This window comes from Advenella sp. RU8 (assembly GCF_048381675.1).
In the GTDB taxonomy this organism is placed as follows: domain Bacteria; phylum Pseudomonadota; class Gammaproteobacteria; order Burkholderiales; family Burkholderiaceae_B; genus Advenella.
On record NZ_JBLWIS010000004.1, the window covers coordinates 213,231 to 238,540 of the forward strand.

Here is a 25,310-nt window from a genome sequence, read left to right on the forward strand (position 1 = left end):
TCAACGGGTTACAGGTTGATCTGGAGGACTGGGTTTGTGGCGGAATCCGGTGCGTTTGATCCAGAGCTTGAGTGCTTGCCAATGGATTCGCAGCATGATCATGGCGGTCATTGCAGGATAGCGCCACAGCGCCCGCCTTAAAGTGGCCGGGGTAATTGGTAGCAGCGTCCCGCTGATGCTGGTTTTCAGTACCGGCTTGTCTGCATCGTGATAGTGAATCAAGACCGAGGTCTTGATGGCTTCATGTTGTGCAGTTCGCATGAAGCAGAAGTGGTATTGCCCCTTCACATCGCAAAAAGGCGAAACATGAAATACTTTTTGAACGTCTACCCATGCACCGAAACGGGGTTGGTCAAGCAAATAAAAGTGTCGTTCACCAAAGGTGTTGTTGACTTCAGCGACAATGGCCCGCAGATCCCCGTTTTCATGATGGCAGAACCAGAAACTCACGGGCTTGAAGGTATAGCCGAATACACGCGGGTAGCAATGCAGCCATACTTCGCCATTCGCATCATGAATGCCCTGGTTGTGCAGGAGCTCATCTAGCCAGGCCAGGGCGCCCCCCTGTTCGGGGCCCCTGCCGTCACCGTGGTCGCAATCATGAAAACTGATGGCGCCCGGTTTATTGATGGCCAGTGCGCTATCGCTGTCACGCAGATGCCGCATCGGCAGCATCAGGAAAAAAGTAGGATAGCGAAAGCGGTTGACGGTGGGTTGCAGCCGGGCATGGTAGACCTGGCCAAAACCGATCAATGTAGAAGGGGGAAGCGTTTTGCTTGACATGTCAGGCGGCTTGTTTAAGGGTTTCTTGCTGTTGTGCCATCAGCTCTCTGGCAACTTGCATGCCCGATACCAGTCCGTCTTCATGGAAACCATAGCCGGTCCATGCACCGCAGTACCAGGTGCGGTTTTGGCCCTGTATTTTTTTTAGGGTTTTCTGCGCATAAATGGCGGCCATATCAAAGACGGGATGTTCATAGCTATATTCCCCAATAATGGTTGCCGGATTGATGGGCTTGACCGGGTTCAATGAAACAATGACAGGTTGGCTAAAAGGCAGGGGTTGTAAGCGGTTGATCAGGTAATGCAGGCAGATGCCGGCGGAAGAGGTGTCTGTGTTTGCGCTTCTTTCATAATTCCATGAAGCCCAGGCAAGCTTGTTGTCAGGCAAGACCGAGGTGTCAGTGTGCAGGATGGCGCGGTTTGCTTGATATTGGATGGCACCCAGGATGTCCCGTTCTCTTGGCGTGGCCTGTTCCAGCAAGCGCAGGGCCTGATCGGAGTGGGTAGCCATAATCACATGGTCGAAGTGTTCCAAACCGTTAGCGGTCAGGATCTGCACGTTTTTTTGGTTGCGCCTGATCTGCAGGACGGGTGTGTTCAGGCGTTTGTCGGCAATGCCGGCGGTGATTTTTTCAATGTATTGGCGCGAGCCGTTATTGACCGTCAGCCATTGCGGACGGTCATTAACCTGGACAAGCCCGTGATTGTGGCAAAAGCGAATCATGGTTGCGACAGGAAACTGCAGCATTTGCTGGGTAGGACAGCTCCAGATGCAACCCAGCATGGGTAGCAGATACCATTCCCTGAATGCCTGGCCAAACTTGTGCTCAACCAGAAACGCTTCCAGGGTTTGTGTCAGCAGTTCTTGATCATCAAGGTTGGCAGCCAGTTTCGTACATAAGGCATTAAAACGCAGGATATCCTTGAGCATGAACCAGAAACGGGGGCGGAGCAAGTTGCTTCTTTGTGAAAACACCGTATTCAGGTTGCTGCCGCTCCACTCCAGCTTGCGCTGGTTGATGGCATTGGGTACCTGTACTGAAAATGACATGTCAGAGGATGCCGTGGATACATTCAGGCTTTTGAATAGACGGATCAATTCGGGATAGGTTTTCTGGTTGAAAACCAGGAAACCGGTATCTATGCCATGGGTAATATTGCCCTCAGGGGTTGGCAGGGTCACATTTACGGTATTTGCATGTCCGCCAAAATAGCTGTTGGCTTCAAACAAAGTAATGTTGGCGCTGCTGCCAAGCGTATGGGCAGCGGCCAAACCGCTAATTCCGGAACCGATAATGGCAACTTTCATAATGAAAACCTTGATGCAAAAAATATGGCTTCTAAATGACATCTACAAAACGATGAATTTTTATTATTGTATAGCCAAAATATTATTTTGTATAATACAATTTCAAATATATTTTTGTTTGTATATGTAAAATAGTATTTTTTCGGGGCTTGCTTAAGGTTAACTATTGTATTTATTGCTTTGGATGGTGAAAATGGCTGCATTACATGCTTGCCCAGTTAATGCCAGCAAAGTGCGACACTTCAGCCGGGCGCTTTTAAAATGACCGTTTTTTCTTTTTTGTAGATTTGTAATGAACCAGACCGCCGCCAATACGACTCTTCCTGCCGTGCACTATTCAATATCCGATATTGAGCGTGACACAGGGCTAAGCAAAATGACCTTGCGAATGTGGGAGCATCGGTACGGGTTTCCGGATCCACAAAGGGATACGCAAGGCAATCGCTACTATCTTCAGTCTGATCTTGACAAGCTGATGGTCATTAAACGGCTGCTGGCCGCAGGTTATCGCCCTTCAAAGGTGGCCCGGCTATCGCTGGATGAATTGCATGAACTCAGTAAACTTGCCCAGGAAGAAGGGCAGGAGCGTCATCCCCGAAAAGCACGAAACCTGCAGGTTTTGGATGGTGAGTGGTTGCAGTGGCTGAAAGATAATGAATCCGAGCGGTTTCGCCGTGCCTTGCACCAGCAAATGGTCAAATATGGCCTGGCGTCAACCATTGAAAATATTATTTCCCCGCTAGCCTATGAGGTGGGCGTTGCATGGTTGCAGGGTGAGATTTCCGTATTTCAGGAACACCTGTTTACGGAAACTATCCAGGGGTTTTTAAGAGATGCCATTACAGTTCTTGATATCAAGCTACCGGATGAAATCCGTTCGCCGCGAGTTTTGCTGACAACCTTGCCACAAGAAAAGCATACCTTGGGCCTGCTCATGGCCGAGTGTTTTTTTGCCCTTGAAAATTGTGAGCGCCTGTCCTTGGGGGCGGATACCCCTTTGCCGGAAATCCTGGCTGCGGCGGCACAATTGAATGCCGATATTGTAGCCATTGGTGTCAGTACGCATGCGCCGGTTCAGGAGGTGATCCAGAACCTTAAGCAATTGCGCCAGCATCTGCCGGCAAGTACCGAACTCTGGATGGGCGGTAATCCCGCACTGTTCAATTCAAAACGCCTGCCGGAAAACACGATCTTTTTTCGCAAGGCACAGGATATTATTGATTCGGTTGCCGCCTGGCGAGCCAAACAGGGTGTAAATTGATGAATGCTGCCTTGGTCTGGTTTCGTCGTGATTTGCGCTGTGAAGATCATGCCGCGCTTTATCACGCCTTGCGAACGGCTCAAAAAGTATATTGCGTGTTCGTTTTTGATACCGAGATCCTGGACGCTTTGCCCAGCCGCAAAGACCGCCGGGTTGAGTTTATTCATCAAAGCGTCGTGGCGCTGGATGCCGGCCTGCATGCCCTATCATTGCGTGCGGGTGGCCAGGGTAGCGGCCTGATCGTGAAGCATGGCGCGGCACAGGATTGTATTCCCGAACTGGCCCGGCAACTGGGCGTGCAGAAAGTATTCACCAATCGTGATTATGAGCCTGCAGCCATTGAACGGGACCAACGGGTGGCGGCCAGCCTGGATGTCATGGGCATCGGGTTTGCCGATTTCAAGGATCAGGTTATTTTTGAAACCGATGAAATCTTGACCCAGGCCGGCAAGCCATATAGTGTTTTCACGCCTTACAAGAACGCATGGCTGAAGAAGGTGGATGATTTTCAGCTAAAGCCCTATCCGGTTGAAAAATACGCAGCCCGGTTGGCATGCAAGCCACCGACGGAAAGCATTCCATCATTGGCGCAGCTTGGCTTTGAGTCGGGAACCTGGGCATCATTGCCCATGCCGGCAGGCAGCAGCGGTGCGCAAACCCTGTTTGACGATTTCGCCCCCCGGATGGCACGCTATAAAGAAGCGCGCGACTTTCCGGCGGTCAAGGGGGTATCGTACCTCTCGGTGCATATCCGTTTTGGTACGGTATCGGTCAGGAGACTGGCCCGTTTTGCCCTGGAACAAAACAATGACGGTGCGGCAACCTGGTTATCGGAGCTGATCTGGCGAGAGTTTTATCAAGCCATTCTGTATCACTTTCCGCATGTGGTAAACCGTTCGTTCCAGCGCGCCTGTGATCGTATTGTCTGGGACGACAATCCGGAATATTTTGCGGCCTGGTGTGAAGGCAGGACAGGCTATCCGATTGTGGATGCCGCCATGCGCCAGCTGAACCAGACCGGTTATATGCATAACCGGCTGCGTATGATCACGGCTTCATTTTTGTGCAAGGATCTGGGCATTGACTGGCGTGAAGGGGAAAAATATTTTGCCGATAAACTCAATGACTATGACCTGGCTTCGAATAATGGTGGCTGGCAATGGGCCGCTTCCACCGGGTGTGATGCCCAGCCTTGGTTCCGCATCTTCAATCCGGTGACCCAATCAAAAAAATTTGATCCCGAAGGCAAGTTCATCAGGCGTTATGTACCCGAACTGAAGCTGCTTTCCGATAAATGCATACACGAACCATGGCAGACGGCAGGGAAGTATTTGCCCCCCATTGTTGACCATGCCGAGGCACGTGAACGTACCCTGTTGCGTTATGGCGTGCTTAAAGCGGCCGATTAAGCCGGATACGCGCCAGATGTGCCGTCAAGACAATCCTTGCCGGCACATTTTAAGGCTTGTCAGGTGTTGGTATTGTCAATCACTTTTGCAGTTGCTGCGGTTTTACACTCGGCAATTGCATAGTGGCGCGTGGCTTCATCGGCAAACATGGGGCTGGTGCCAATGATCTGGCCATTACTGGCCTTAAGGTTAAAGAAAAATTTGCCGTTTGAGGATGTTTCTGAAACATAATGGCCGTCCTCCGTACTGTTTTTTTGCACTGAAGCCAGACCGTTTTTGGCGGCAGCAAGGGTGGTATATTGTTCGCTGCTCAGGATGGTGGAGCCATTTTCAGCTTTCAATGAAAAATGAAACTGGCCATTGCTTGATTTTTTTAGCTCGAAAGAGGCAGACATGTTGGACTCCTTGGAAAAGGGACAAATCAGTGTTGCAACAGAAAAATCATATACACGCTATCATAATGATCTTCAGAAGAAAAAGAAATCTTTTAAGAATGTATTTTTTAAAGATTTGGCTTTTAGACGGAGATGATGGTTTTTCTGGCAGTTGGAAAAGGTGGTTTGAATGAAAAAGATTTATCTGGCCGGTCCTGATGTATTCAGGCACGATGCCGTTGAGCATGGCCAAACACTGAAAGACTTATGTGCGTCATTTGGTTTTGCCGGCTTGTATCCGCTGGATAACAGTGCGCCGGCCGGGCTCGATAAACCCGCCCTGGCCCACTGGATTTACCAGGCCAATATCGGGCTGATACGCCAGGCCGATGCCATCATGGCTAATTTGAATGCTTTTCGTGGCCAGGAACCTGATTCGGGCACGATCTTTGAAGTGGGGTTCGGGATTGCCTTGGGCAAGCCGGTCTGGGTGTACACCAATGACGGCCGGTCGTTGGTGGAGCAGGTATCGGTTGGGCAGGAACAGGGACGTGAAATTGATTTGCAGGGTTTCACGGTTGAGGATTTTGGCTTGAACCTGAACCTCATGATTGCCTGCAGTGCCCGGGTAGTGGTGGGTGAGGCTTGGCATTGCCTTGAAAAAATGGCGGTTGAGTTGGCGTGATTATGCGCCGGATTGGCCCGGGAGCCTGCTCTAAGGCTACAGCTTCCGGCGCAGGTAGCTACTGGCCTTATGCCGGTTCAGCTTCTGTCTTTTTTGCTGCCGTTCTTTTGGCAGATTTTTTCTTTTCCGGCAGGGCTAGCATGGTGCCACGGCAGTTTTTTGCACCGCACAGGCATTGGTATTGTTTCTTCAGTTTTGCCGTCAGTTTGTCGTCAATGACCAGGCCATAATCGTAAAACAGCTCTTCGCCTGCCTGGATATTCCGTTTGGCAAATACATAAACCCGTTTGCCATGCTTGCCTTCCTGGGTTTCGCAATTCGGGTCGCAGCTGTGATTGATCCAGCGGGCGTCATTGCCCTTGTTGCCGCCATCAATGATTTTGCCCGAGCTTAAGGAAAAGAAAAAGGTATGGAACGGATCGTCGGGGTTGACCGGAAACATGGCGTCGGCCTGTTCAGGCGTAATGCGCTTGCCGGTGTATTCGATGATTTTGGTTCCTGCGGGAATATCCCGCAGCGCAAACACCCCGTTGCCATGCAGCGTTGAACTGCGTACTTCATGCCAGGGGGCTCCGTTGACCTTTTTTTCCTTTTTAGCCATTTTTGGGCACACCAAAGCAGTGGTTCAGGGTGGGAAAAGAGCCATCGCGAACCTGGTTGGCATAGGCTTCTACGCCTTGGCGGATAGTTGCCTGCACGTCTGAAAATTGCTGGGCAAATTTCGGTATGCGTGAGCCGCTTAAGTTAAAGATGTCTTCAGCAACCAGTACCTGGCCATCGCACGCGGGAGAAGCGCCAATACCAATGGTTGGAATTTTTACGCTTTGGGTAATGCGGCGGGCCAGCGGTTCGGCCGTGCCTTCAATCACCACGCCCCATGCACCCGCCTGTTCCTGGGCGATGGCGTCATTGAAGATGCGTTTGGCGGCTTCTTCGCTTAAACCTTGTGCCTTGAAACCGCCCATGGTGTTGACGTACTGGGGCATCAGGCCGATATGGGCCAGCACGGGGATGCCACGGTCTACCAGGAAACGGGTGGTTTCGGCCAGGTATTCACCGCCTTCAAATTTCACGGCATCGGCGCCACTGGTCGACAGCATTTTGGCGGCATTGCGAAACGCCTGTTCGGGGGATTCCTGGTAACTGCCAAACGGCATGTCCACCACGATGCAGGCCCGTTGTGTGGAACTGACCACGGCCTTAGCGTGGGCAGCAAGCTGGTCCACCGTAATGGACAGCGTGTCATCCATGTTGTAGCCCACCATGGCGGTTGAGTCGCCAATCAGGATCATGTCTACGTATTCATCAATAATACGGGCAAAGGGTGCAATATAAGAGGTTAGGGATACAATTTTTTTTTGGCCCTTGTAGGCCATCAGCTGAGGAACTGTGATGCGTTTGATGTCAGCGTGAACACTCATTTCAGGATTCCTTGAAGGTAAAAACAGCAGGAAGAATGCGGATAGTTTAACGTGTATTGAGAGTGAGTTCAGACAGGAAAGAAGAAAATATTGATATTATCGAAGAATCATTAATCTGTTTATAAATCATCATGACTTCCTTACCCACACAGAATGCCACCATGAATGGTGCACAGGTTCTTCTGGAAACGCTGATTGCCAATGGCGTTGATACCATTTTTGGCTATCCGGGCGGTGCCGTACTGCCGCTTTATGATGCCCTTTACGCCGAACCGCGTATCCGTCACGTCCTGGTTCGCCATGAACAGGCCGCCATGCACGCGGCCGAAGGCTATGCCCGTTCTACCGGTCGAACCGGTGTGGTGCTGGTCACGTCGGGGCCAGGCATGGCCAACACTACCTCGGGCCTGCTTGATGCCATGTGTGACTCCATTCCGGTGCTGTGCATCAGCGGCCAGGTGGCCACCAGTGCCATTGGCACCGATGCTTTCCAGGAATGCGATGCGGTAGGCATTTCTCGTCCAGTCACCAAATGGAATGCGCAAATCAAGCGTGTTGAAGACGTGGCAGGCCTGGTAGCCAAAGCCTACAACCTGACGGCGTCCGGACGTCCCGGTCCGGTACTGATTGACTTCCCCAAGGATATCCAGATGGCTGCGGCACTTGAAACCAGTGCCGACCTGAATGGAGAGGTACCGGTCAGCGCGGTTTCGCAGGTAGCGCCCTCCGTGTTGCAGGCGGCCACCAAGCGGGCAGCGGCGTTAATCGTGAATGCACGGCGGCCGGTATTCTATGGTGGGGGTGGCCTGGTCAATTCCGGCCCTGATGCCTGTGAAGTGTTTAGCAATATGGTCAATTATCTGGGTGCTCCCTGCACGCTGACCCTGATGGGATTAGGCGCTTTCCCCGGCACCGACAAGCAGTTCCTGGGCATGCTGGGCATGCACGGTACGCTTGAGGCCAACCTGGCCATGCATCATGCGGACTTGATTGTTTGCGTGGGTGCCCGTTTTGACGACCGGATTACCGGTCGCTTGTCCGACTTCTGCCCGCATGCAACCAAGATTCACCTCGATATCGACCCGGCTTCGATTGACAAGGTGGTGCGTGCCGATGTGGCGCTGGTAGGTGACTGTTATCCTTTGCTTAAAGCACTGTTTACTGAAATCAAGGCACTGGACCGTGACAATGACCAACTGGATGACTGGTGGGCACGTATTGGCAAGTGGCGTGAAAAAGACTGCCTGGGCTTTACCCCGTCCGAAACCCATATTTTGCCGCAACATTTGCTAAGTAGCGTCAATGCCCTGATTGAAAACCGTGATGCCATCGTGAGTACCGATGTGGGCCAGCACCAAATGTGGTCGGCCCAATACCTGAAATTCAACCAGCCTAACCGCTGGTTGACGTCGGGAGGCGCCGGTACCATGGGTTACGGGGTGCCTGCCGCGATTGGTGCGCAAATTGGCAATCCCGATTCGCTGGTGGTGTGCATCAGTGGCGATGCTTCGGTCTTGATGAATATCCAGGAACTGGCCACGGCCACCCAGCACCGTACACCGGTCAAGGTGATTTTGTGCAATAACCAGCACATGGGCATGGTGCGCCAATGGCAGGAACTGATTCATGACGGGCGCTATAGTCACAGCTACAACGATTCCATGCCCGACTTTGTGGTACTGGCCAGGGCCTTTGGCTGGGAAGCGGCCACGGTGTCTGACCCTAATGAACTGGAAGAAGCCCTGCAGGCCTGCCTGGATTCCGAAGGCGCCTATTTCCTGGATGTACGGGTTCAGGCGCAGGAAAACTGCTTTCCCATGATGCCAGCCGGTTACGGTCACCAGCAGGTAATGCTGTCCGAAGACAACTGGTATGTGGAGGAGTGATGAATACCTTTTCAACTGTTGGGAGGTTATATGAAAACCAAAGCAGCTGTTACTTCCGGTATTGGTCACTCTTTTGACGGGTTTTTAATGTAATACAAAATTTAATAATATTTAATAAATTATTAATACTAAAATAATATACATAAAGTCATAAATATTTTGAAAACCATCATATGGGCAGGGATATATGAAAAAAACGGATAAATTTACATTATCGCGCCGCGAATTATTGACATTTGGCTTGGCAAGCGCGGCTACGGGTGGATTAGGTCTTACTATTTCAGGCCCGGTTCAGGCAAAAACCGCTGTAGTGAATACTAAAGCGCATATTGTCATTATTGGTGCTGGGGCGGGTGGTCTGGCTTTGGCAAACCGCCTGGTCAAACAGCTCCAGGGTGGGCGCATTACACTGATAGACCCGCGGGCAGATCATTATTATCAACCGGGTTTGTCCTTGGTTGGGGCCGGTTTGAAACCCGCTTCTTACGTGGTCAGCAAAACAGCCGACTGGGTTAGCGCAGGCATCGATTTTATCCCCGAGGCCGCAGCGGCGATTGATCCGGAAAGTAATACGGTAAGTACCACAAGCGGCAAGAGCCTGCGTTATGACTTTTTGGTTGTGGCGCCCGGGTTGGTGCTTGATAACGAAGCCATTGAAGGTTTTTCGCTGGATTTGATTGGACAGCACGGCATTGGCGGTTTGTATGCGGGGCCAGAATATGCAGCACGCACCTGGCAGGCGGCTTCCCAGTTTATTGAAAAAGGTGGTGTGGCCATTTCCACGCGTCCTGCCACGGAAATGAAATGTGCCGGGGCACCCTTAAAGCATACTTTTTTAATTGATGACCGTGCCAGCCGCGGACCAAAATCCCAAGGCTATGAAATGCACTACGCCTGCCCGCAGCCAGTGTTGTTTTCCGTGCCCATTGTGGCGGAAAAAGTTCGCATGCTGTATGGCCAGCGCGGCATTCAAGCCCATTTGCAACATACCTTAAAAGCAATTGATCCAGGACGTAAAATTGCCACCTTTGCCACTAGCGAAGTCAACAAAACCACGGGTGAAGCCGTGGCATCTACCGTTGAAATGCCTTACGATTATTTGCATGTCATTCAACCGCAGCGTGCCCCTGCCGTGATTCGTGAATCAGGCCTAAGCTGGGCCAATCGCTGGGTAGACCAGGGGTGGGTAGAATGTGATCCCCGTACATTGCGTCATTTACGTTTCCCCAATATTTTTGCTTTGGGTGATGTGGCCGGTATTCCCAAGGGTAAAACTGCTGCTTCGGTTAAATGGCAAACGCCGGTGGTTGCCGATCACTTGATCGCCGCCATTCAGGAGCGTGAAGGAACCTTGTTTTACGATGGCTACACTTCATGTCCGCTAATTACCCGCGTGGGGCAGGCCATGTTGGTAGAGTTTGACTACCACAATAATTTACTCCCTTCTTTCCCCGGACTGATTGCGCCGCTTGAAGAGCTTTGGCTAAGCTGGCTAATGAAGGTTTGGGCTTTGAAACCCACATATAACGCCATGCTGCAAGGTAAAGCTTAAGGAGTCGTCATGCAAGAGTTAACCGTTGAAACCCTTATTGCGGTTTTTGAACAAATGTTTGGTCCTGTTTTGTTTTGGGTCCTGGTTGCCGCAGTCATTGTAATTACAGTGGCCTATGTGTATGTACTGATACGTGATCGCAGTATCTCCATGCATAAATTTTTATGGGCACAAGTGTCCATGCCTATTGGAGCCATACTGGCGATTTGGTTTGTGTTTGCCTCTACCGATTCGCGCCTGGCGGATATAGGTGGTCCGGTCGATATCATCATGCTTCTGGCGATTGGTTTTTTTGGTGCGGTGGGCTTTGCGGTTTTGGTTTATACCGCACAAGCGTTAATTAGTCCGCCATCTAAAGAAAGGGCGGATTAATAAAAATCCCCCGTTCATGAATTTGAACCTGCCCCCAAAAAGCTGGATATCATTTCAGGCTTTTTTGGGGGTTTTTCGTATTAAAACGGTATGTGCTTGCGCAACCTGCTGGTTAAAACGGGGGATGTCTACCTTAATGATTTCCCAAAGATCCATGGGTTCAATGGTTTCTTGTCCTGCCAGTAATTGTTCAAACTGGGCCATTGTTTCGAAGGGAATTTGCGGGTTAGCCTGTATATAGGGCTGGTAAAAACGGCTAAGCTCACGGCAAGACTGGCTGATACAGCCCAGTTCGTGACGGCTTAAATCCTGTACCGGGGTATTGGACAGAAAGTTGATTTCACTGATATCGCCTGTGTGGTCGTGAAGTCGTTTGGCGGCGTTTAGAATTTGAACTAAATACTCTTGCAAGGGTTGCCGGATTTGATTCATTGGGTGTATTTTGTTTGCAGACAAGCTGTAATTCTAAACGGTTAGCAAAAAAGTCATTTGATCCAAATTAAAACCCAATGATATAGCTTGCCAATCTTTCTGCACAATATGCCGTGTCATTAACGTTACCCACCGGTTGCGCTTTATAAGCGCAGCCCGGTTTCACCGTGAGGCAGACTTAATAGGCAAAGCGCTCGGCCAGGGCCTCAAGGTGGCATTCTTTCAATATCTGCAATTGACGTTCACGCGCGCTTTTTTTGAAACCACCGGTTTTTTTGGCGATGATCAACTCGTTTTTCATCGAGTGCTCCCAGCCCACCAGTTCGGTCACGGTAAGCTGGTAGCCATGGGCTTCCAGCTGCAGGCAACGCAAGACGTTGGTCAGGTGACTGCCAAACTCCCTAGTCTGGATCGGGTGGCGCCACAGTTCCGACAGGGCGGTTTTACCCAGCGTGCTACCCTTGTTGGCGCGCAGGGCAGCGGCCACTTCGGCCTGGCAACAGGGTACCAGTACAATGTATTGGGCATCACGGTTCAGGGCAAAGCGGATAGCGTCATCGGTGGCGGTATTGCAGGCATGCAGGGCCGTGACAATATCAATTTTTTCAGGCAATTGGGTTGAAGACATGGATTCCTCAACCGTCATGGCCAGGAATGACATGCCTTTAAAGCCCAGGCGTTGTGCCAGCGCTTCTGATTTTTCAACCAGTTCGGTACGGGTTTCAATACCGTAAACATGTGCGCCGGGTTTGTCTTTCAGGAACAGGTCATACAAAATGAAACCCAGGTAAGACTTGCCTGCCCCGTGATCAACCAGGCTGAGGCTGTCTTTTTGTTTCAGGACATCTTCCATTAATGGTTCGATGAACTGGTACAGGTGATATACCTGTTTAAGCTTGCGACGCGTGTCCTGGTTGATTTTTCCGTCACGGGTAAGGATATGCAGCTCTTTGAGCAATTCAATCGATTGCTGGGGCTTTATTTCGGGTATCAGGGTCATTGCTTATACGGTCATGGAAAAAATACGGGTGCCGGGCTGGTCACGCAGCATGCGCAGGTCAAAGGCCATGCAAATATTGCGTGAAAAGGTGCGGCCTGCTTCGGTAATATCAATACCGTTGGGCAAAATCCTGATCAGGCCGTCGGTTTCCATTTCGCGCAGGCGTTCAATCACCTGGGGTAATTCTGGAAATTGCTGTTCGGGCTTGTCCCAGCGGGTAGCCTGCAGGCACATCAGGTTAAGAATATGCCGGCGGATGATCAGGTCTTCCTGGTCCAGGATATGGCCACGGTAAAGCGGCAATTCGTTTTTTTCCAGACGGGCATAATAGTCTTCAACCACTTTTTCGTTCTGGGCAAAGGCATACCAGGAATCGCTAATGGCCGAAACGCCCAGGCCAATCATCAGCTGGGTGGACGAAGAGGTATAGCCCATGAAGTTGCGATGCAGTTTTTTATTCAGCATGGACTGGTAAAGCTCGTCGGTGGGCAGGGAAAAGTGATCCATGCCAATTTCCACATAGCCCAGTTCTTCCAGCAGTTTTTTGCCGTTTTCATACAGGGCGCGTTTTTCTTCGCCGCTGGGTAAATCATTTTCATCGAAACCCCGCTGGCCAACGCCCTTGATCCAGGGTACATGCGCGTAGGAATAGAAGGCCAGACGATCGGGCTTTAGCGAAATGGTGCGCTTGATGGTGGCTTCCATGGATTTCCAGGTCTGGAAGGGCAGGCCAAAAATCAGGTCATGGCTGATGCTCTGGTAGCCGATCTTGCGTGAGGCATCGGTGACATTGAAGACGTTTTCATAGGGCTGGATTCTATGGATGGCTTTTTGCACCACCGGGTCGTAATCCTGGACCCCAAAGCTGACCCGCCTGAAGCCTAACTCATACAGGGTTTCCAGATGTTCGCGGCGGGTATTGTTGGGGTGGCCCTCAAAACTGAATTCGTGATCGGGGGCGATGTCGGATGTATCAAAAATCGCCTGTAGCAAACGGGTCAGGTTTTCGGTGCTGAAAAAAGTGGGGGTGCCACCACCCAAGTGGATTTCCCTGATCCGGGGCTTGCTGCCCAGCAGTTCAAGGTACATGTTCCATTCTTTGATCACGGCATCAATGTAGGGGCCTTCAACGGCATGTTTTTTGGTAATGCGCTTATGACAGGCACAAAAAGTACACAGGCTCTCACAGAAAGGCAGGTGAATGTATAGGCTGATGCCTTCCGAAGCATTGGATTCATTGAAACTGCGGATCAGGCTTTGTTTGTATGAATCTACTGTAAAACTGGCTTCATTCCAGTAGGGGACGGTGGGATAACTGGTATAGCGGGGGCCTGGAATATTGTACTTTTGGATAAAATTGCTCATGCGTTTCAATGCCGGTTACGCCCTGCAGAAAATGCCTGCAGGGCTGGTCTGGAACGGGATCAGAACGCCGGATCGTCGTCATCCGGAAGATCTGAAGCCAGCTTCTTGGTAATTGATTTTACCGCTGTTTTGGCAGCTGCTTTTTTGGCAGCCGTTTTTGTTGCCTTTTTGGCAGCGCTCTTGGTGGCCGTCTTGCTGGCTGTTTTAGTGGCTTTCTTGGCCGCAGTTTTTTTGGCTTCCGGCTTGTCATCAGCGGTAGCTGCTGTTTTTGCCGCTTTTTTAGTTGCTGTTTTTGACGCCGCCTTGGCTGGGCGAGGCTCAAATTCGAAGCCGATTTTGCCGTTTTCCTGTAAGGTTAAAAAGGCCTTGAATTTACGGTTGGTACGATTTGACACAAATCCGTCGAGTAAATCTGTTTTGCCCGTTTCCAGCAGTTTGGCCATTTGGTCATTGGAAATTTCCTGTTGCAAAATCACTTTGCCTGATTTGAAGTCACAGGTTTTTTCATGTGCCACGGATTTTTCACACACGTAATTCATGCCATTGTCAAAAACACCAGCACTGCATTTAGGGCATTTTCCTATTGCGGACTGGTCCGTGAAATCCACCGGCTCGGCATCTTCCTCATTGTTCTGGCCAAAATCAAATTCCAGCTTGTGTTCATCGGTAATACGCAAAATGGCGGAAAATGGCCGGCCCATTTTGCTGATAAAGCCACTTAGCGGGCCCAGGGTTCTTTTCTGGAGCAGCTCTTCCACTTCGGGAATTTCAAACGTGCGTCCGCCCGGGTGCTTGGTAATGGAAAAATCACAGTGGGTGCAGGCGTAGCGGCGGTAGTTTTCCTTGACCACCGAACCGCATTGCGGGCAGGGGGTTTGCAGGGTGGCATAATCACCGGGAATGGTGGCCTGTTCGTATTCTTTGGCGCGCTTGACGATAATCTGGGTGGTTTGGGCAATATCGCGCATGAAAGCGGCGCGATCAAGCTTACCCTGCTCCATCTGCTTGAGCTTGTGCTCCCATTCGCCCGTTAGTTCGGGAGACGTCAGTTCCTGCACGTTCAGGCCGGTCAGGAGCGTCATTAGCTGGCGTGCCTTGGCTGAAGGCACCAGCTCACGGCCTTCGCGGCGCAGGTAGTGCTCGTTCAGCAGGCCCTCGATAATGGTTGCCCGCGTGGCTGGCGTTCCCAGGCCGCGTTCAGACATGGCTTCGCGCAGCTCGTCGTCGTCTACCAGTTTGCCAGCGCCTTCCATGGCGCTAAGCAGGGAGGCTTCGGTATAGCGTGCGGGTGGCTTGGTTTGCAGCGCTTTGGGCGCAATATCTTCGGTGCGGACCGCTTCGCTGTCGGCTACCGGTACCAGGTTGGCATCCTCACCCTGGCTTTCCCGGCCGTAAATTTCCAGCCAGCCCGGCTTGACCAGTACCTTGCCCTCGGTTTTGAAGCGATATTGCGATACTTCAGTAATCCGGGTGGTAATGCGGTACTCGGCGGGCGGAAAGAAAACCGCCATGAAACGTTTGGTCACCAGGTCGTAAATTTTGGCTTCGGCTTCGCTTAACTCTTTGGGTACCTGTTGGGTCGGGATAATCGCAAAGTGATCGGATACCTTTTTGTTGTCGAAGATACGACGGTTGGGTTTGACCCAACCATTGGCCAGAATTTTTCCGGCAAACGCTTTGTGACCCCGGTTCAGGTGGGATTCACTGCCTGAAATGGCGTCAAAGGTTTGCTGGACGGTACCCAGATAATCTTCGGGCAGGTAACGAGAGTCGGTACGCGGATAGGTCAGGGCTTTATGACGTTCGTACAGGGTTTGTGCCAGGGCCAGAGTGGTTTTGGCGGTAAAGCCGAATTTGGAGTTGGCCTCGCGCTGCAACGAGGTCAAATCAAACAGGGCGGGCGACATCTGGGTGGATGGTTTGGACTCTTCGGTTACCGTACCGGTTTTGTCACGACAGGCCGCCACGATGGATTGCGCACTGGCCAAAGACCAGAGGCGGCTGTCTTTTTTCTCGGGGTCGTGTTCGTCTTTTTTGAAGTTGGGGTCAAACCAGCGGCCTTCATACAGCCCGGCTGCCGCCACAAACGTGGCATGCACTTCCCAGTAGTCGCGTGACTGGAAGGCGCGGATTTTTTCTTCGCGCTCGCACACAATGGCCAGCGTGGGGGTTTGCACCCGTCCGATCGGGGTCTTGAAAAAACCGCCTTCCTTGCTGTTGAACGCGGTCATGGCGCGGGTGCCGTTAATGCCAATCAGCCAGTCAGCTTCGGCACGGGAACGTGCAGCCGCTTCAAGTGGCTTCATGGTTTCATCATCGCGCAGGTTGTTAAACGCTTCAACAATGGCGGTTTTGGTCATGGATTGCAGCCACAGGCGCTTGATGGGTTTTTTAACCCCTGAATATTGCACAATGTAGCGGAAAATCAATTCACCTTCACGGCCTGCGTCACAGGCATTGATAATGGCAGTGATATCTTTGCGCTTCAGTAGTTTTACCAATAATTTGAGGCGCTCGGTTGATTTTTTATCGGCTGGTTTAAGATCAAACTCTTTGGCCGGAATGGCGGGTAAATGGGCGAATGACCACTTGCCCCGGACGACATCGTCGGGATTGGTCAGCGTCAATAAATGGCCCACGCTGGAGGAAAGGACGTATTCGTCGCTTTCAAAATAATCACCTTCACGGGAGAATCCTCCCAAGGCCCTTGAAATGTCGAGGGCGACTGATGGTTTTTCGGCAATAATCAGTGTTTTAGTCATATGCTTCCGAGTATCCAAACCGTGGACTTTAGGAGTATCTTATAAAATATCGCGTTACGATACTGCCTGTTTGAACAAAATGGTGAAACCCGATCCGGTTTTAATAAGTGTATGGCGTGGATAATACGAGAGGAAAATCAGTTCATGCAAGTGCAAGATGACAATTTGAAATATTTATTTTTAAATAAATGGCAGGGATTCCTGGTTTTTTTGTCTCTCGTGGCAGGTGTTTCGTTTGCTTCAAGTGGCGTCGTTACATGGGTTGCGGCAAATTGGGACTATTTTTCAAGCTTGCAGAAACTGTATGGAATCCAGCTTCTGTTTATTCTTGCCTGCCTGACCGCTTTTTTGGCTTATTGGCGTTATACCCGAAAAACCGGGCAGGCAAAAGCTGGGCTGGGCAGCCAGGGGGCCCTGTTTCTGGCTGCGGTCATTACCGGTGCCCTGCTGGCACTGATTGGCCAGGTTTATCAAACCGGAGCAGACCCCTGGACCCTGTTTGCCATCTGGGGCGCCCTGCTGCTGCCTTTTTTGCTGGCAGCACCCAATGCTGCCATTGCCTTGCTGTGGTGTGTGGTTATGAACCTGGCCTGGCAGTTATATCGGGAAGACTTTTGGGGCATGCTAAGCCGTGAGTATTATTACCAGGCATTGATGTATGCTGGGTTTAACCTGCTTTTGCTGGTGCTGGCCGAATGCAATATTGCGCGTTTGGGTGATCGCTTCAGACTGGTGCCGCGTTTTCTGGGCTTTTTTTGTCTTTGGCCTTTGTTGGGCATGGATGATGGCAATATATATGACACGGCTACAAGCGGTTTGACAGGCTTGTTGGTATGGGTCATTCCGGTATTGGTGTTTGCGGCCGGTTTCAGGTATTACAGCCGCAAACGGGTGGATTATTTCATGCTGGCCAACCTGGTCGGGTTTTTGTCTGCCGTGGTATTGGTCCGTTCCATCAGTTTTTTAGGTTTATGGCGTATGCTGGACGGGTCTCTCTTCATGATTGCCAGCCTGGTACTGTTAACGGCGGGGATGGGGGTCGCTGCCATTAATCGTCTTTATCGTAAAAATAATCCCGACCGCGGTCACAAGAGCCTTTGGCCTGTTCACTTGTTAATGGTGTGTGTGGTCATGGTGGTGTCCCTGTTGTTTGTTCTGTTTCTGGCTATCATGAACGTATCGTTCCTGGGCAGCGGTATTTCGCTGCTGGTGATCGCCAGCGTGATCTGCTTTTCAGGTAAAGATCCCGGTCAGGAGGGCGTGGTATCCGGCTCACTGGCGCTGATCGGCCTTGGCATGATGGCGGTCTCGTTGCTGGAAATTCATAATGATTTCTTCAGGCCTGACAAAGTGGCTGTGTTACGCCTGCAAGCCAGTGCCATTGCCGCGGTCAGTATGGCGGTTTACGTTATGTTCAGACAGGTGTGGGTACGCTTTTTGTCTGCCACGCAGACGATTGGGCTGATATTGCTGGTGCTGTATACCTTTATGGGGGGGGATGACAGTTATGGGGCGGCTGAAGCGGCATTTTTCACGTTGTCTTTGCACGCGGTTCCCTGGCTGGCGCTGGCTTCGGTGGTGATGTTTGTGGGTGCGCATCAGTATGAACATAATGCGTTGCGACCGCTGGCATGGGCGCTTGCCGTGAATGCTCTGGTGCTGACGGTGTTGAATACCCTGGAATTGAGCGGGCAGTCAGGCGTTGAGCAAGCGTTTGGTCCGGTTGACATGTTCAGGGCTGTTTTGGCCGGTCTCAATCCTTTGAAGGCAGGAAACTGGGGTAATCTTGTTTTTCAGTGCTTGCCTGCCGTATTGGTGTTTTGGGGCATGCGCAAGCAGGAAGGTGCAGGCCGGTGGTTTACATGGCTGGTGGCAGCACTGGTGTTTGTGTTGTGCCTGTATTGGGGTAATGACAATGGGGTGGTGTATGGCCTGATACTGGTGCTGCTGGCTTACCAATGCCGTGACTGGGTCCTTGGGGGTACCGGTGCGATTGCCATGATCGGCTTTCTTTGGATGTTTTATTACCAAATGGTGTTAAGCCTGCTGCAAAAATCTTTCCTGCTTTTGGGTACCGGACTGGTCTTATTGACGGTAACCGTTACCTGTCGCCATTGGCTGCGCAAGGGTCGGGAAGAGCATGACATGGAAACTGCCCAGGCGACTGAGACCCCGCCCCAGCCCGCTTCTGTGGCGGCTGCCAAAGCACGAGGCTTGCTGCCGCTCATGACGGTTTTGGGTATGGTGTCGGTATTAACGGTGGCCAACTGGGGTATCTGGACCCATGAAGCCATTTTGCGAACCGGCCAGCGTGTGGTGCTGGCGCTGGCTCCGGTTGATCCGCGCTCGCTGATGCAAGGTGATTATATGTCGTTGAATTTTGAACTGGTGAATCATTTGCGCACGGCAGCACAGGCGACACAATCCGCCAATAAAGATAAAGATGCAAACAGGCAAAAACCACGGCAAGGTTTCGCTATTTTGTCGATTGATGACAAAGGGGTGGCATCGCTGGCCGGTGTCTCCCAAACTTATCCCAGCATGATTCTGGCTGATGGCAAAACCGTCATCATGCGTTATAAAACAGGTCCTTTCGGAACCGTATCTCTGGCCTCACATGAGTATTTCTTCCCAGAGGGGCAGGGATCGCATTTTGCACAGGCCAAATATGGCGAGTTCCGGGTTCGCAAAGATGGCAAGGCCCTGCTTAGTGGTTTGCTGGATGAAAATCTGAATCGTTTGTAGGTGTGGTTTCTTCAGTTTGAGTAGTTAGCGTAACTTATACGATATTTCCATAATTTAGCTGCCTGATGATTCATCAGGCAGTTTTTTTTATGCGAACTTTTTATAAATATGCTTGTATTCAAATGTATTCATTAGTATATTAAAGGGAGTTATATAGATTACCATTAGAGGAGAAAGTAATAATGAAATTTATCCATTCCTGTTTAATTGCAGCCGCCGCTGTTTTACCCGTGACCGCACAGGCAAGTTATCCCGAACAACCCATACGGCTCATTGTGCCGCATCCCGCAGGCGGCTCGTCGGACATCCTGGCCCGCACCATGGCGGCCGCCATGTCAAAAGATTTGGGACAGTCCATCGTGGTTGAAAACAAGGGTGGGGGCAATGGTGCCATTGCAGCGCAGTCTGTTGCCCTGGCGAAGCCGGATGGCTACACCTTATTGCTGGCAACAGCCAGTACGCATGGCATTAATCCAACGCTTTACAATAAGCTGAGCTACGATGCCATTAAAGATTTTGCACCCGTTACCTTATTCGCGACCGTTCCCAATGTGCTGGTCGTGGGTCCTGCACATAAAAAAATGATGGATACCCGGGAATTGATTGACTATATCAAGTCGAATCCGGGGAAAGCCAATATGGGGTCAGCGGGAAGCGGGACACCGGGCCATTTGGCGGGCGTGATGCTTCAGGATGCCAGTGAGCTGGATATGGTTCATGTGCCGTTCCGGGGCGGTGCTCCCGCAATCAGTGCCTTGATTGGTGATCAGATTGATTTCATGTTTACGACTATTCCCGGCGCATTGCCACATATCAAGGCGGGTTCCATTAAAGGCCTGGCCGTCACATCCAGTGAGCGCTCCCAGGCTTTACCTGAACTGCCAACGGTTGCTGAAGCAGCTATCCCCGGTTTCAATGCGGTTTCCTGGCATGGGCTGGTGGCGCCTGCCGGCACACCAGACGCTGTAATTGAAAAACTTTACGCTGCTGCTTCCAAAGCATTGACGGGTGAAGATGTTGGATCCAAATTGGCACAGGAAGGTGCACGAGCCGCGCAAATGACATCAGAGCAGTTTGGCCAGTTTATTCAATCCCAAATTGAAAGCTGGGGTAATGCGGTCAGATCATCAGGTGCGCAAGTTGACTGATTAATCCTGGTTCAGCAGGAAACGGCTTAGCCGGACTTTATAAGCTTCACTAATGTGTTGGCTGGCTATTTCCTGGGCTTTATCGGGGTTGCGTTGTTCTAGCGCTTCAATCAGTTGCTTATGCTCTTCATAAGAAGTGGATGGGCGGCCACTTTCCGCCAGGGTGCTTTTTCCCAGCAATAGCATTGCATTTTGAAGAACCTGAAGGGTTTTCAGCAGGAAGCGGTTATGGGCGCATTGATAAAGCGTTTGGTGAAACAGCCGATTGTTTTTGGCCAGAAAGGCAGGATCATCGCTGGTTTTGTCCTGTTCTATGATTTGTTTTAGAACCGCTATTTCCACATCTGTGGCGTGACGGGCAGCCAGCGCGGCTGCCGTGCTTTCCAGCACACGCCTCATTTCATAAAGCTCACCCACCATATTTTGGTCGAGTTCGGTAATGATCAGGCCGCGTTTAGGATCGTTAACAACAAGGCCTTCGGAAACCAGCTGGTTAAGGGCTTCCCGGATGGGGGTTCGACTCAGGCCGATTTCCGCTGCCAGATCGGCTTCACGAAGCCGTGTACCCGGCGGCATCGTGCCGTTTTCCAGTGATTGAATAATGTAGTTGTAAGCCTGGTCTCCCAAAGAGACGCCCCGATCATTGGCTTCAGGGACATTACTGTCATGATTGAGCGGTTGTGAGACGGGTTTTGCTTTACGAGCCATTACAAATTCTTCCATAGATTAAAACGCGACAAACCAATTGTACCAAATGCCGGTCAAATTAAATTATTTTGAACAAAAATAATTTATTGTGTACAATAGAATACAAATGTATTATTAATAGAGAGGAAGCCTTGAAAGATACATTATTATGTGATGTTCTGGTGGTTGGCGGTGGTAATGCTGCGCTGTGTGCCGCGTTGTCGGCGCGTGAGCAAAAGGCGTCTGTCATTCTGATAGAAAGTGCCCCACGGGAATGGCGTGGCGGAAATAGCAGCCATACCCGCAATTTGCGTTGTATGCACAATGCACCAACCGATGTCTTAACTGATGCTTATACCGAAGATGAATATTTTCAGGATGTATTTCGGGTAACAGGGGGGGAAACGAATGAAGAAATGGCACGTTATGTCATTCGCGAAACCGCATCCTGTACAGACTGGATGAAAGCGCATGGCGTGCGTTTTCAGCCATCCCTGGGTGGTACGTTGCACCTGGGACGGACCAATGCATTTTTTCTGGGCGGTGGTAAAGCCCTGGTCAATGCTTATTTCAAGGCTGCCGAAAAAGCGGGAGTGCAAATCCTTTATGAAACGCAAGCCCAAACCCTGAACTTTGCCAATGGGGAATGTGAAAGTGTCGAGGCTGTCTGCAAGGGCAGAAAAATCAGGATAAATGCACGTTCTGTAGTGATCGCCTCTGGTGGGTTTGAATCGAACCGGGAGTGGCTGGAAGAGGCATGGGGCCCCAGTGCGCGTAACTTTATCATACGTGGCACCCGCTTTAACGAAGGGGTCATGCTACGCGAGCTGATGCGTAATAACGCCTGCATTATTGGTGATCCTACCCAGGGACATGCGGTTGCCATTGACGCCCGTTCCCCACGCTATGATGGTGGCATCGTGACCCGGGTCGATTGTGTCTCCCTGGGTATCGTGGTGAACAAAGAAGGAAGGCGTTTTTACGATGAGGGCGAGGACTTCTGGCCCAAACGTTATGCCATCTGGGGACGTCTGGTGGCCGGGCAACCCGATCAGATCGCCTATTGCATTATTGACTCAAAGGCAATCGGTCACTTCATGCCGTCGGTTTTCAAATCTATTGTGGCTGATACGATTCCAGCCTTGGCAGAAAAACTGGGGCTTCCCGTGGATACCGTCCAAGAGACGGTTGCACAGTTCAATGCCGCTGTAGTGGCCGGCAACTTTGATCACAATAAGCTTGATGATTGCCATACACAGGGCTTGCAGCCGAATAAAAGTCATTGGGCCCGCAAAATAGATCAGGGTCCGTTTTATGCCTATCCACTGGCGACGGGTATTACCTTTACCTACATGGGGGTCAAGGTTACCCGTGAGGCCAGGGTTGTCCTGCAAGATGACGTGGTGTCGAAAAATGTATTTGCTGCCGGAGAAATCATGGCAGGAAATATTTTAAGTAAAGGTTATGTTGCCGGATTTGGTATGGCAATTGGTACGGTATTTGGCAGGATTGCCGGCAAGGAGGCAGCAAAGCATGCAACAGCTTGAAAAATTGATTGAAGATGCCCGTCATTCTGTGGGTATTTGTAATTCATGTCGTTATTGTGAAGGATTTTGTGCCGTGTTTCCTGCCATGGAGCAACGGCTGGATTTTACCAAGGGCGATATAAATTATCTGGCCAATTTATGTCATAACTGTAGCGAATGTTACTACGCCTGCCAGTATGCGCCACCGCATGAATTTAATGTGAATTTGCCGGTACAACTGGCTGCGGTGCGTCAAACGACCTATCAAAGTTATGCCTGGCCGCGTGGCATTGCGCGTGGTTTTGAAAAAAGCGGTTTATTGAGCAGCCTGTTTTTTATGTTGGCCCTTATTGTTCTTTTAGGTGTGGCAACCTTGTTTTCAAATGGCCTTTCTTCTGCGCCAGCCGGAGATTTCTACGCTATTTTCCCGCATGGTGTATTGGTAACGGTGTTTGGTTTGGCAGCCCTTTGGGTAGTGACGGCGCTGATAATGGGTTTTCGGGCTTTCCTGAAAGATACGGGTGAAAAGCCGGGTGAGCTGTTATCGTGGAAAAATGTCAAAGAGGGGATGGCCGATGCATTCAGCCTGAAATACTTGCATGGCAATGTGAAAACCGGATGTACTTACCCGGATGATGAAATTTCTCCGTGGCGTCGACGGTTCCATCACTTTACTTTTTATGGGTTCATGCTGTGTTTTGCCGCAACCGTGTCTGGTACGATTTTCCACTATGTGTTTGGCTGGCAGGCACCGTACAATTTTTTCAGTTTGCCCAAACTCACAGGAACCATTGGCGGCATTAGCCTGGCAATTGGTACGGCGGGACAGTTTTGGCTCAAACGCAAAGCTGACCCGGCCATTGTGAATATCAGGCAGATGGGCATGGATTACGCGTTCATTGCACAATTGTTCCTGGCTGCGGTTACCGGTCTTGCGCTGATGGTTTTCAGGGAAACACCGGCACTGGCGACTTTGCTGGTGATTCATTTGGCCGTTATTCTGTCTTTGTTCATAACCATGCCTTTTGGCAAGTTTGTGCATGGTTTGTACAGGCTGGGCGCATTGATTAAATACGCCAAAGAAAAACCTTTGCATTAAAGCGTAGGGTGCACCGGCAGCAGCCCAAAGCGCCGGTGCCACACCGGCACGGCCTGTTGCCAGAATTGCGTTACGTTGCCCGCTGGCAAGGGGTCAAACCCCAGAGCCAGCCAGGCTTTACCCAGGCTGGCCAGCGGGTTTTGTATATCAATCGCGGTGGCATGGTTCTGTTTGGACAGTTTGCGTCCGTTTTCATCCAGAACCAGGGGAACATGCATCATGCGGGGAGTGGGATAACCCAGCATGCGGGCAATGCAATGCTGGCGGGCGGTTGAGCTTAGCAGGTCATTGCCCCGCACAATGTCGGTCACACCCTGGTCATGATCATCAATGACCACCACCAGCTGGTAGGCAAACAGGCCATCGGCACGTTTAACAATAATGTCCCCCACTTCATTGACAACATCCTGGCTTTGTTCTCCCTGCCAGCGGTCCACAAAACGGACGATGCCTTCGGGCATGACAAGGCGCCAGGCCCGGGCAGGGCGGTTGCCGGCAATACCATGGCGACAGGTGCCGGCATAAGGGCGTTCGCCATGCAGACCGAGCCTGTCGTTTTCAATGGCGTTACTGACAATTTCCTTGCGGGTGCAGGCGCAGCCGTAGATAAGCCCGCGCTCTTTCAGTTGATTGAATACTTCCTGATAACGGTTCAGGCGTGATGACTGCCAGATGACCGGGCCGTCCCAGTGCATGCCAAGGGCCTGCAATTGTTGCATGATGGTGTGATCGGCCCCGGCCACCACACGCGGGGTATCAATGTCTTCGATGCGCAGCAGCCACTGGCCGTGGCGGGCACGGGCATCAAGATAGCTGGCCATGGCGGCCACCAGCGAGCCGTCGTGTAACGGTCCGCTGGGGCTGGGCGCAAAACGGCCAATGTAATTAGTGCAGGAGTTTGGCTCCATCATCGGTGAGCAGCTCTTCCAGGACCAGGTGATCCACGTCGGCTTCCTGGCTCCAGAGCACCATTAAGGTAATGATTTTAAAATGCTCAAGAGATACCGGAGCCTCAGCGTCAGGGGTGGCCATGGCGCGGTCGATCACGATTTCACGCAATGCGGGGGTAATGGCACCCGAGTTTTCCAGAAAACAGAGAAAACCGATGGCCTCAGGCCCCAGGTGCTGTTGTTCATATTTTGCATAAACACGTGTGCTGGTGGCAGACATGTCCGACAACTCACCGCTGTGTTCGGTGGTTTCGGCAAGACCATACAGCCAGCCAATGGCATCGCTAATGTCTTCATGTTCGAAGCCAGCGGCCACTAAACGCTTGGTAAGCACGTCGGTAGACGGGCAAGCATCTGGTGTATAGTAGTTTTCAAAGAGATAAACCAGAACATCGAACATAGTTGTAACTTCCGAAAAAGGTTTATTCAAAGGCAGACTTCATGATAACTGAAAATATCAAAAAGAATGGCTAAATACAATTGCAAATGAACTTTTGGGAAGCGATAGTTGTTTCATTAAGATGCGGGTGTGTAACTTTGCCCA

At 51.1% G+C, this 25,310-nt stretch carries 22 protein-coding genes; 10 read left to right on the forward strand and 12 right to left on the reverse strand.

Annotation, left to right across the window (positions count from 1 at the left end):
- Both ACM5Q9_RS07485 and ACM5Q9_RS07490 read right to left on the reverse strand, forming a co-directional pair.
- On the reverse strand, window positions 1-783 hold the full coding sequence (locus ACM5Q9_RS07485; RefSeq protein ID WP_418144104.1) for a DUF1365 domain-containing protein: 783 nt from the start codon (window positions 781-783) through the stop codon (window positions 1-3).
- 1 nt (window position 784) lies between these two features.
- Window positions 785-2,092: an NAD(P)/FAD-dependent oxidoreductase gene (locus tag ACM5Q9_RS07490; protein WP_418144105.1), complete on the reverse strand. Its 1,308-nt coding sequence runs from the start codon at window positions 2,090-2,092 to the stop codon at window positions 785-787.
- A gap of 292 nt (window positions 2,093-2,384) precedes the next feature.
- Here ACM5Q9_RS07490 and ACM5Q9_RS07495 point away from each other — a divergent pair, with 292 nt between their 5' ends.
- Together ACM5Q9_RS07495 and ACM5Q9_RS07500 are read left to right on the forward strand one after the other, a co-directional pair.
- Window positions 2,385-3,353 carry a MerR family transcriptional regulator gene (locus tag ACM5Q9_RS07495; protein WP_418144106.1) on the forward strand — a complete coding sequence of 323 codons (969 nt, stop codon included), beginning with the start codon at window positions 2,385-2,387 and terminating at the stop codon, window positions 3,351-3,353.
- Window positions 3,353-4,762, forward strand: coding sequence for a cryptochrome/photolyase family protein (locus tag ACM5Q9_RS07500; RefSeq protein ID WP_418144107.1), 1,410 nt, complete (start codon window positions 3,353-3,355; stop codon window positions 4,760-4,762). Before ACM5Q9_RS07495 ends, ACM5Q9_RS07500 begins: the two co-directional genes overlap by 1 nt.
- A 59-nt stretch (window positions 4,763-4,821) precedes the next feature.
- Here ACM5Q9_RS07500 and ACM5Q9_RS07505 read toward each other — a convergent pair whose 3' ends face one another.
- Complete coding sequence (locus ACM5Q9_RS07505) at window positions 4,822-5,157, reverse strand: YegP family protein (protein WP_418144108.1); 336 nt, start codon at window positions 5,155-5,157, stop codon at window positions 4,822-4,824.
- 169 nt (window positions 5,158-5,326) lie between these two features.
- Between ACM5Q9_RS07505 and ACM5Q9_RS07510 the strand changes: the two genes are divergently transcribed.
- Window positions 5,327-5,821: a nucleoside 2-deoxyribosyltransferase gene (locus ACM5Q9_RS07510; RefSeq protein ID WP_418144109.1), complete on the forward strand. Its 495-nt coding sequence runs from the start codon at window positions 5,327-5,329 to the stop codon at window positions 5,819-5,821.
- A gap of 67 nt (window positions 5,822-5,888) precedes the next feature.
- Here ACM5Q9_RS07510 and ACM5Q9_RS07515 read toward each other — a convergent pair whose 3' ends face one another.
- A complete protein-coding gene (locus ACM5Q9_RS07515) occupies window positions 5,889-6,422 on the reverse strand; it encodes an SET domain-containing protein (protein ID WP_418144110.1) in 534 nt (177 codons plus the stop codon).
- The gene (gene panB, locus ACM5Q9_RS07520; protein ID WP_418144111.1) at window positions 6,415-7,242 is read right to left on the reverse strand and encodes a 3-methyl-2-oxobutanoate hydroxymethyltransferase; all 828 of its coding nucleotides are present in this window, start codon (window positions 7,240-7,242) and stop codon (window positions 6,415-6,417) included. Before panB ends, ACM5Q9_RS07515 begins: the two co-directional genes overlap by 8 nt.
- Window positions 7,243-7,373: 131 nt before the next feature.
- Between panB and ilvB the strand changes: the two genes are divergently transcribed.
- The 3 genes from ilvB to ACM5Q9_RS07535 all read left to right on the forward strand — a co-directional run bounded on the left by ilvB (window position 7,374) and on the right by ACM5Q9_RS07535 (window position 11,052).
- Window positions 7,374-9,128, forward strand: coding sequence for a biosynthetic-type acetolactate synthase large subunit (gene ilvB, locus ACM5Q9_RS07525; protein ID WP_418144112.1), 1,755 nt, complete (start codon window positions 7,374-7,376; stop codon window positions 9,126-9,128).
- Window positions 9,129-9,315: 187 nt separating this feature from the next.
- Window positions 9,316-10,680 carry an NAD(P)/FAD-dependent oxidoreductase gene (locus tag ACM5Q9_RS07530; protein ID WP_418144113.1) on the forward strand — a complete coding sequence of 455 codons (1,365 nt, stop codon included), beginning with the start codon at window positions 9,316-9,318 and terminating at the stop codon, window positions 10,678-10,680.
- A 9-nt stretch (window positions 10,681-10,689) separates the two neighbouring features.
- Entirely contained in the window at window positions 10,690-11,052 is a 363-nt protein-coding gene (locus tag ACM5Q9_RS07535; protein WP_418144114.1) for a DUF5368 domain-containing protein, read from the forward strand.
- Between the two features lie 54 nt (window positions 11,053-11,106).
- On the opposite strand, the gene ACM5Q9_RS07540 is transcribed toward ACM5Q9_RS07535, so the two are convergent.
- The 4 genes from ACM5Q9_RS07540 to ACM5Q9_RS07555 all read right to left on the reverse strand — a co-directional run bounded on the left by ACM5Q9_RS07540 (window position 11,107) and on the right by ACM5Q9_RS07555 (window position 16,611).
- Entirely contained in the window at window positions 11,107-11,484 is a 378-nt protein-coding gene (locus tag ACM5Q9_RS07540; RefSeq protein WP_418144115.1) for a hypothetical protein, read from the reverse strand.
- Window positions 11,485-11,662: 178 nt separating this feature from the next.
- Window positions 11,663-12,484 carry a class I SAM-dependent methyltransferase gene (locus tag ACM5Q9_RS07545; RefSeq protein WP_418144116.1) on the reverse strand — a complete coding sequence of 274 codons (822 nt, stop codon included), beginning with the start codon at window positions 12,482-12,484 and terminating at the stop codon, window positions 11,663-11,665.
- A 3-nt stretch (window positions 12,485-12,487) separates the two neighbouring features.
- Window positions 12,488-13,849, reverse strand: coding sequence for an oxygen-independent coproporphyrinogen III oxidase (hemN, locus tag ACM5Q9_RS07550; protein ID WP_418144117.1), 1,362 nt, complete (start codon window positions 13,847-13,849; stop codon window positions 12,488-12,490).
- A 59-nt stretch (window positions 13,850-13,908) separates the two neighbouring features.
- The gene (locus ACM5Q9_RS07555) at window positions 13,909-16,611 is read right to left on the reverse strand and encodes a DNA topoisomerase III (protein WP_418144118.1); all 2,703 of its coding nucleotides are present in this window, start codon (window positions 16,609-16,611) and stop codon (window positions 13,909-13,911) included.
- A gap of 144 nt (window positions 16,612-16,755) precedes the next feature.
- Between ACM5Q9_RS07555 and ACM5Q9_RS07560 the strand changes: the two genes are divergently transcribed.
- Window positions 16,756-19,356, forward strand: a complete 2,601-nt coding sequence (locus ACM5Q9_RS07560; protein ID WP_418144119.1) for a GDYXXLXY domain-containing protein — start codon at window positions 16,756-16,758, stop codon at window positions 19,354-19,356.
- A gap of 182 nt (window positions 19,357-19,538) precedes the next feature.
- Window positions 19,539-20,504, forward strand: coding sequence for a Bug family tripartite tricarboxylate transporter substrate binding protein (locus ACM5Q9_RS07565; RefSeq protein ID WP_169292972.1), 966 nt, complete (start codon window positions 19,539-19,541; stop codon window positions 20,502-20,504).
- On the opposite strand, the gene ACM5Q9_RS07570 is transcribed toward ACM5Q9_RS07565, so the two are convergent.
- The gene (locus tag ACM5Q9_RS07570; protein WP_169292973.1) at window positions 20,505-21,212 is read right to left on the reverse strand and encodes a GntR family transcriptional regulator; all 708 of its coding nucleotides are present in this window, start codon (window positions 21,210-21,212) and stop codon (window positions 20,505-20,507) included.
- A gap of 131 nt (window positions 21,213-21,343) precedes the next feature.
- Between ACM5Q9_RS07570 and tcuA the strand changes: the two genes are divergently transcribed.
- Window positions 21,344-22,738 (forward strand): FAD-dependent tricarballylate dehydrogenase TcuA, encoded by a 1,395-nt coding sequence (gene tcuA / locus ACM5Q9_RS07575; RefSeq protein ID WP_418144120.1) that lies wholly within the window; start codon window positions 21,344-21,346, stop codon window positions 22,736-22,738.
- Entirely contained in the window at window positions 22,725-23,816 is a 1,092-nt protein-coding gene (gene tcuB / locus ACM5Q9_RS07580; protein ID WP_169292975.1) for a tricarballylate utilization 4Fe-4S protein TcuB, read from the forward strand. The genes tcuA and tcuB overlap by 14 nt, the downstream gene beginning before the upstream one ends.
- On the opposite strand, the gene gluQRS is transcribed toward tcuB, so the two are convergent.
- Together gluQRS and ACM5Q9_RS07590 are read right to left on the reverse strand one after the other, a co-directional pair.
- The gene (gluQRS, locus tag ACM5Q9_RS07585) at window positions 23,813-24,724 is read right to left on the reverse strand and encodes a tRNA glutamyl-Q(34) synthetase GluQRS (protein ID WP_418144170.1); all 912 of its coding nucleotides are present in this window, start codon (window positions 24,722-24,724) and stop codon (window positions 23,813-23,815) included. The two genes, tcuB and gluQRS, sit on opposite strands and share 4 nt — an antisense overlap.
- Window positions 24,702-25,166 carry a DUF494 domain-containing protein gene (locus tag ACM5Q9_RS07590; protein WP_418144121.1) on the reverse strand — a complete coding sequence of 155 codons (465 nt, stop codon included), beginning with the start codon at window positions 25,164-25,166 and terminating at the stop codon, window positions 24,702-24,704. The genes gluQRS and ACM5Q9_RS07590 overlap by 23 nt, the downstream gene beginning before the upstream one ends.
- Window positions 25,167-25,310: the final 144 nt, after the last annotated feature.

Coding starts and splice junctions, on each gene's coding strand:
- ACM5Q9_RS07540 (WP_418144115.1), bottom strand. CDS start 11,484: ATGAATCAAATCCGGCAACCCTTGCAAGAGTATTTAGTTCAAATTCTA.
- ACM5Q9_RS07485 (WP_418144104.1), bottom strand. CDS start 783: ATGTCAAGCAAAACGCTTCCCCCTTCTACATTGATCGGTTTTGGCCAG.
- ACM5Q9_RS07545 (WP_418144116.1), bottom strand. CDS start 12,484: ATGACCCTGATACCCGAAATAAAGCCCCAGCAATCGATTGAATTGCTC.
- ACM5Q9_RS07530 (WP_418144113.1), top strand. CDS start 9,316: ATGAAAAAAACGGATAAATTTACATTATCGCGCCGCGAATTATTGACA.
- ACM5Q9_RS07495 (WP_418144106.1), top strand. CDS start 2,385: ATGAACCAGACCGCCGCCAATACGACTCTTCCTGCCGTGCACTATTCA.
- hemN (WP_418144117.1), bottom strand. CDS start 13,849: ATGAGCAATTTTATCCAAAAGTACAATATTCCAGGCCCCCGCTATACC.
- ACM5Q9_RS07570 (WP_169292973.1), bottom strand. CDS start 21,212: ATGGCTCGTAAAGCAAAACCCGTCTCACAACCGCTCAATCATGACAGT.
- ACM5Q9_RS07560 (WP_418144119.1), top strand. CDS start 16,756: ATGCAAGTGCAAGATGACAATTTGAAATATTTATTTTTAAATAAATGG.
- ACM5Q9_RS07505 (WP_418144108.1), bottom strand. CDS start 5,157: ATGTCTGCCTCTTTCGAGCTAAAAAAATCAAGCAATGGCCAGTTTCAT.
- tcuB (WP_169292975.1), top strand. CDS start 22,725: ATGCAACAGCTTGAAAAATTGATTGAAGATGCCCGTCATTCTGTGGGT.
- gluQRS (WP_418144170.1), bottom strand. CDS start 24,724: ATGGAGCCAAACTCCTGCACTAATTACATTGGCCGTTTTGCGCCCAGC.
- ACM5Q9_RS07490 (WP_418144105.1), bottom strand. CDS start 2,092: ATGAAAGTTGCCATTATCGGTTCCGGAATTAGCGGTTTGGCCGCTGCC.
- ACM5Q9_RS07565 (WP_169292972.1), top strand. CDS start 19,539: ATGAAATTTATCCATTCCTGTTTAATTGCAGCCGCCGCTGTTTTACCC.
- ilvB (WP_418144112.1), top strand. CDS start 7,374: ATGACTTCCTTACCCACACAGAATGCCACCATGAATGGTGCACAGGTT.
- ACM5Q9_RS07500 (WP_418144107.1), top strand. CDS start 3,353: ATGAATGCTGCCTTGGTCTGGTTTCGTCGTGATTTGCGCTGTGAAGAT.
- ACM5Q9_RS07510 (WP_418144109.1), top strand. CDS start 5,327: ATGAAAAAGATTTATCTGGCCGGTCCTGATGTATTCAGGCACGATGCC.
- ACM5Q9_RS07535 (WP_418144114.1), top strand. CDS start 10,690: ATGCAAGAGTTAACCGTTGAAACCCTTATTGCGGTTTTTGAACAAATG.
- ACM5Q9_RS07555 (WP_418144118.1), bottom strand. CDS start 16,611: ATGACTAAAACACTGATTATTGCCGAAAAACCATCAGTCGCCCTCGAC.
- ACM5Q9_RS07515 (WP_418144110.1), bottom strand. CDS start 6,422: ATGGCTAAAAAGGAAAAAAAGGTCAACGGAGCCCCCTGGCATGAAGTA.
- ACM5Q9_RS07590 (WP_418144121.1), bottom strand. CDS start 25,166: ATGTTCGATGTTCTGGTTTATCTCTTTGAAAACTACTATACACCAGAT.
- panB (WP_418144111.1), bottom strand. CDS start 7,242: ATGAGTGTTCACGCTGACATCAAACGCATCACAGTTCCTCAGCTGATG.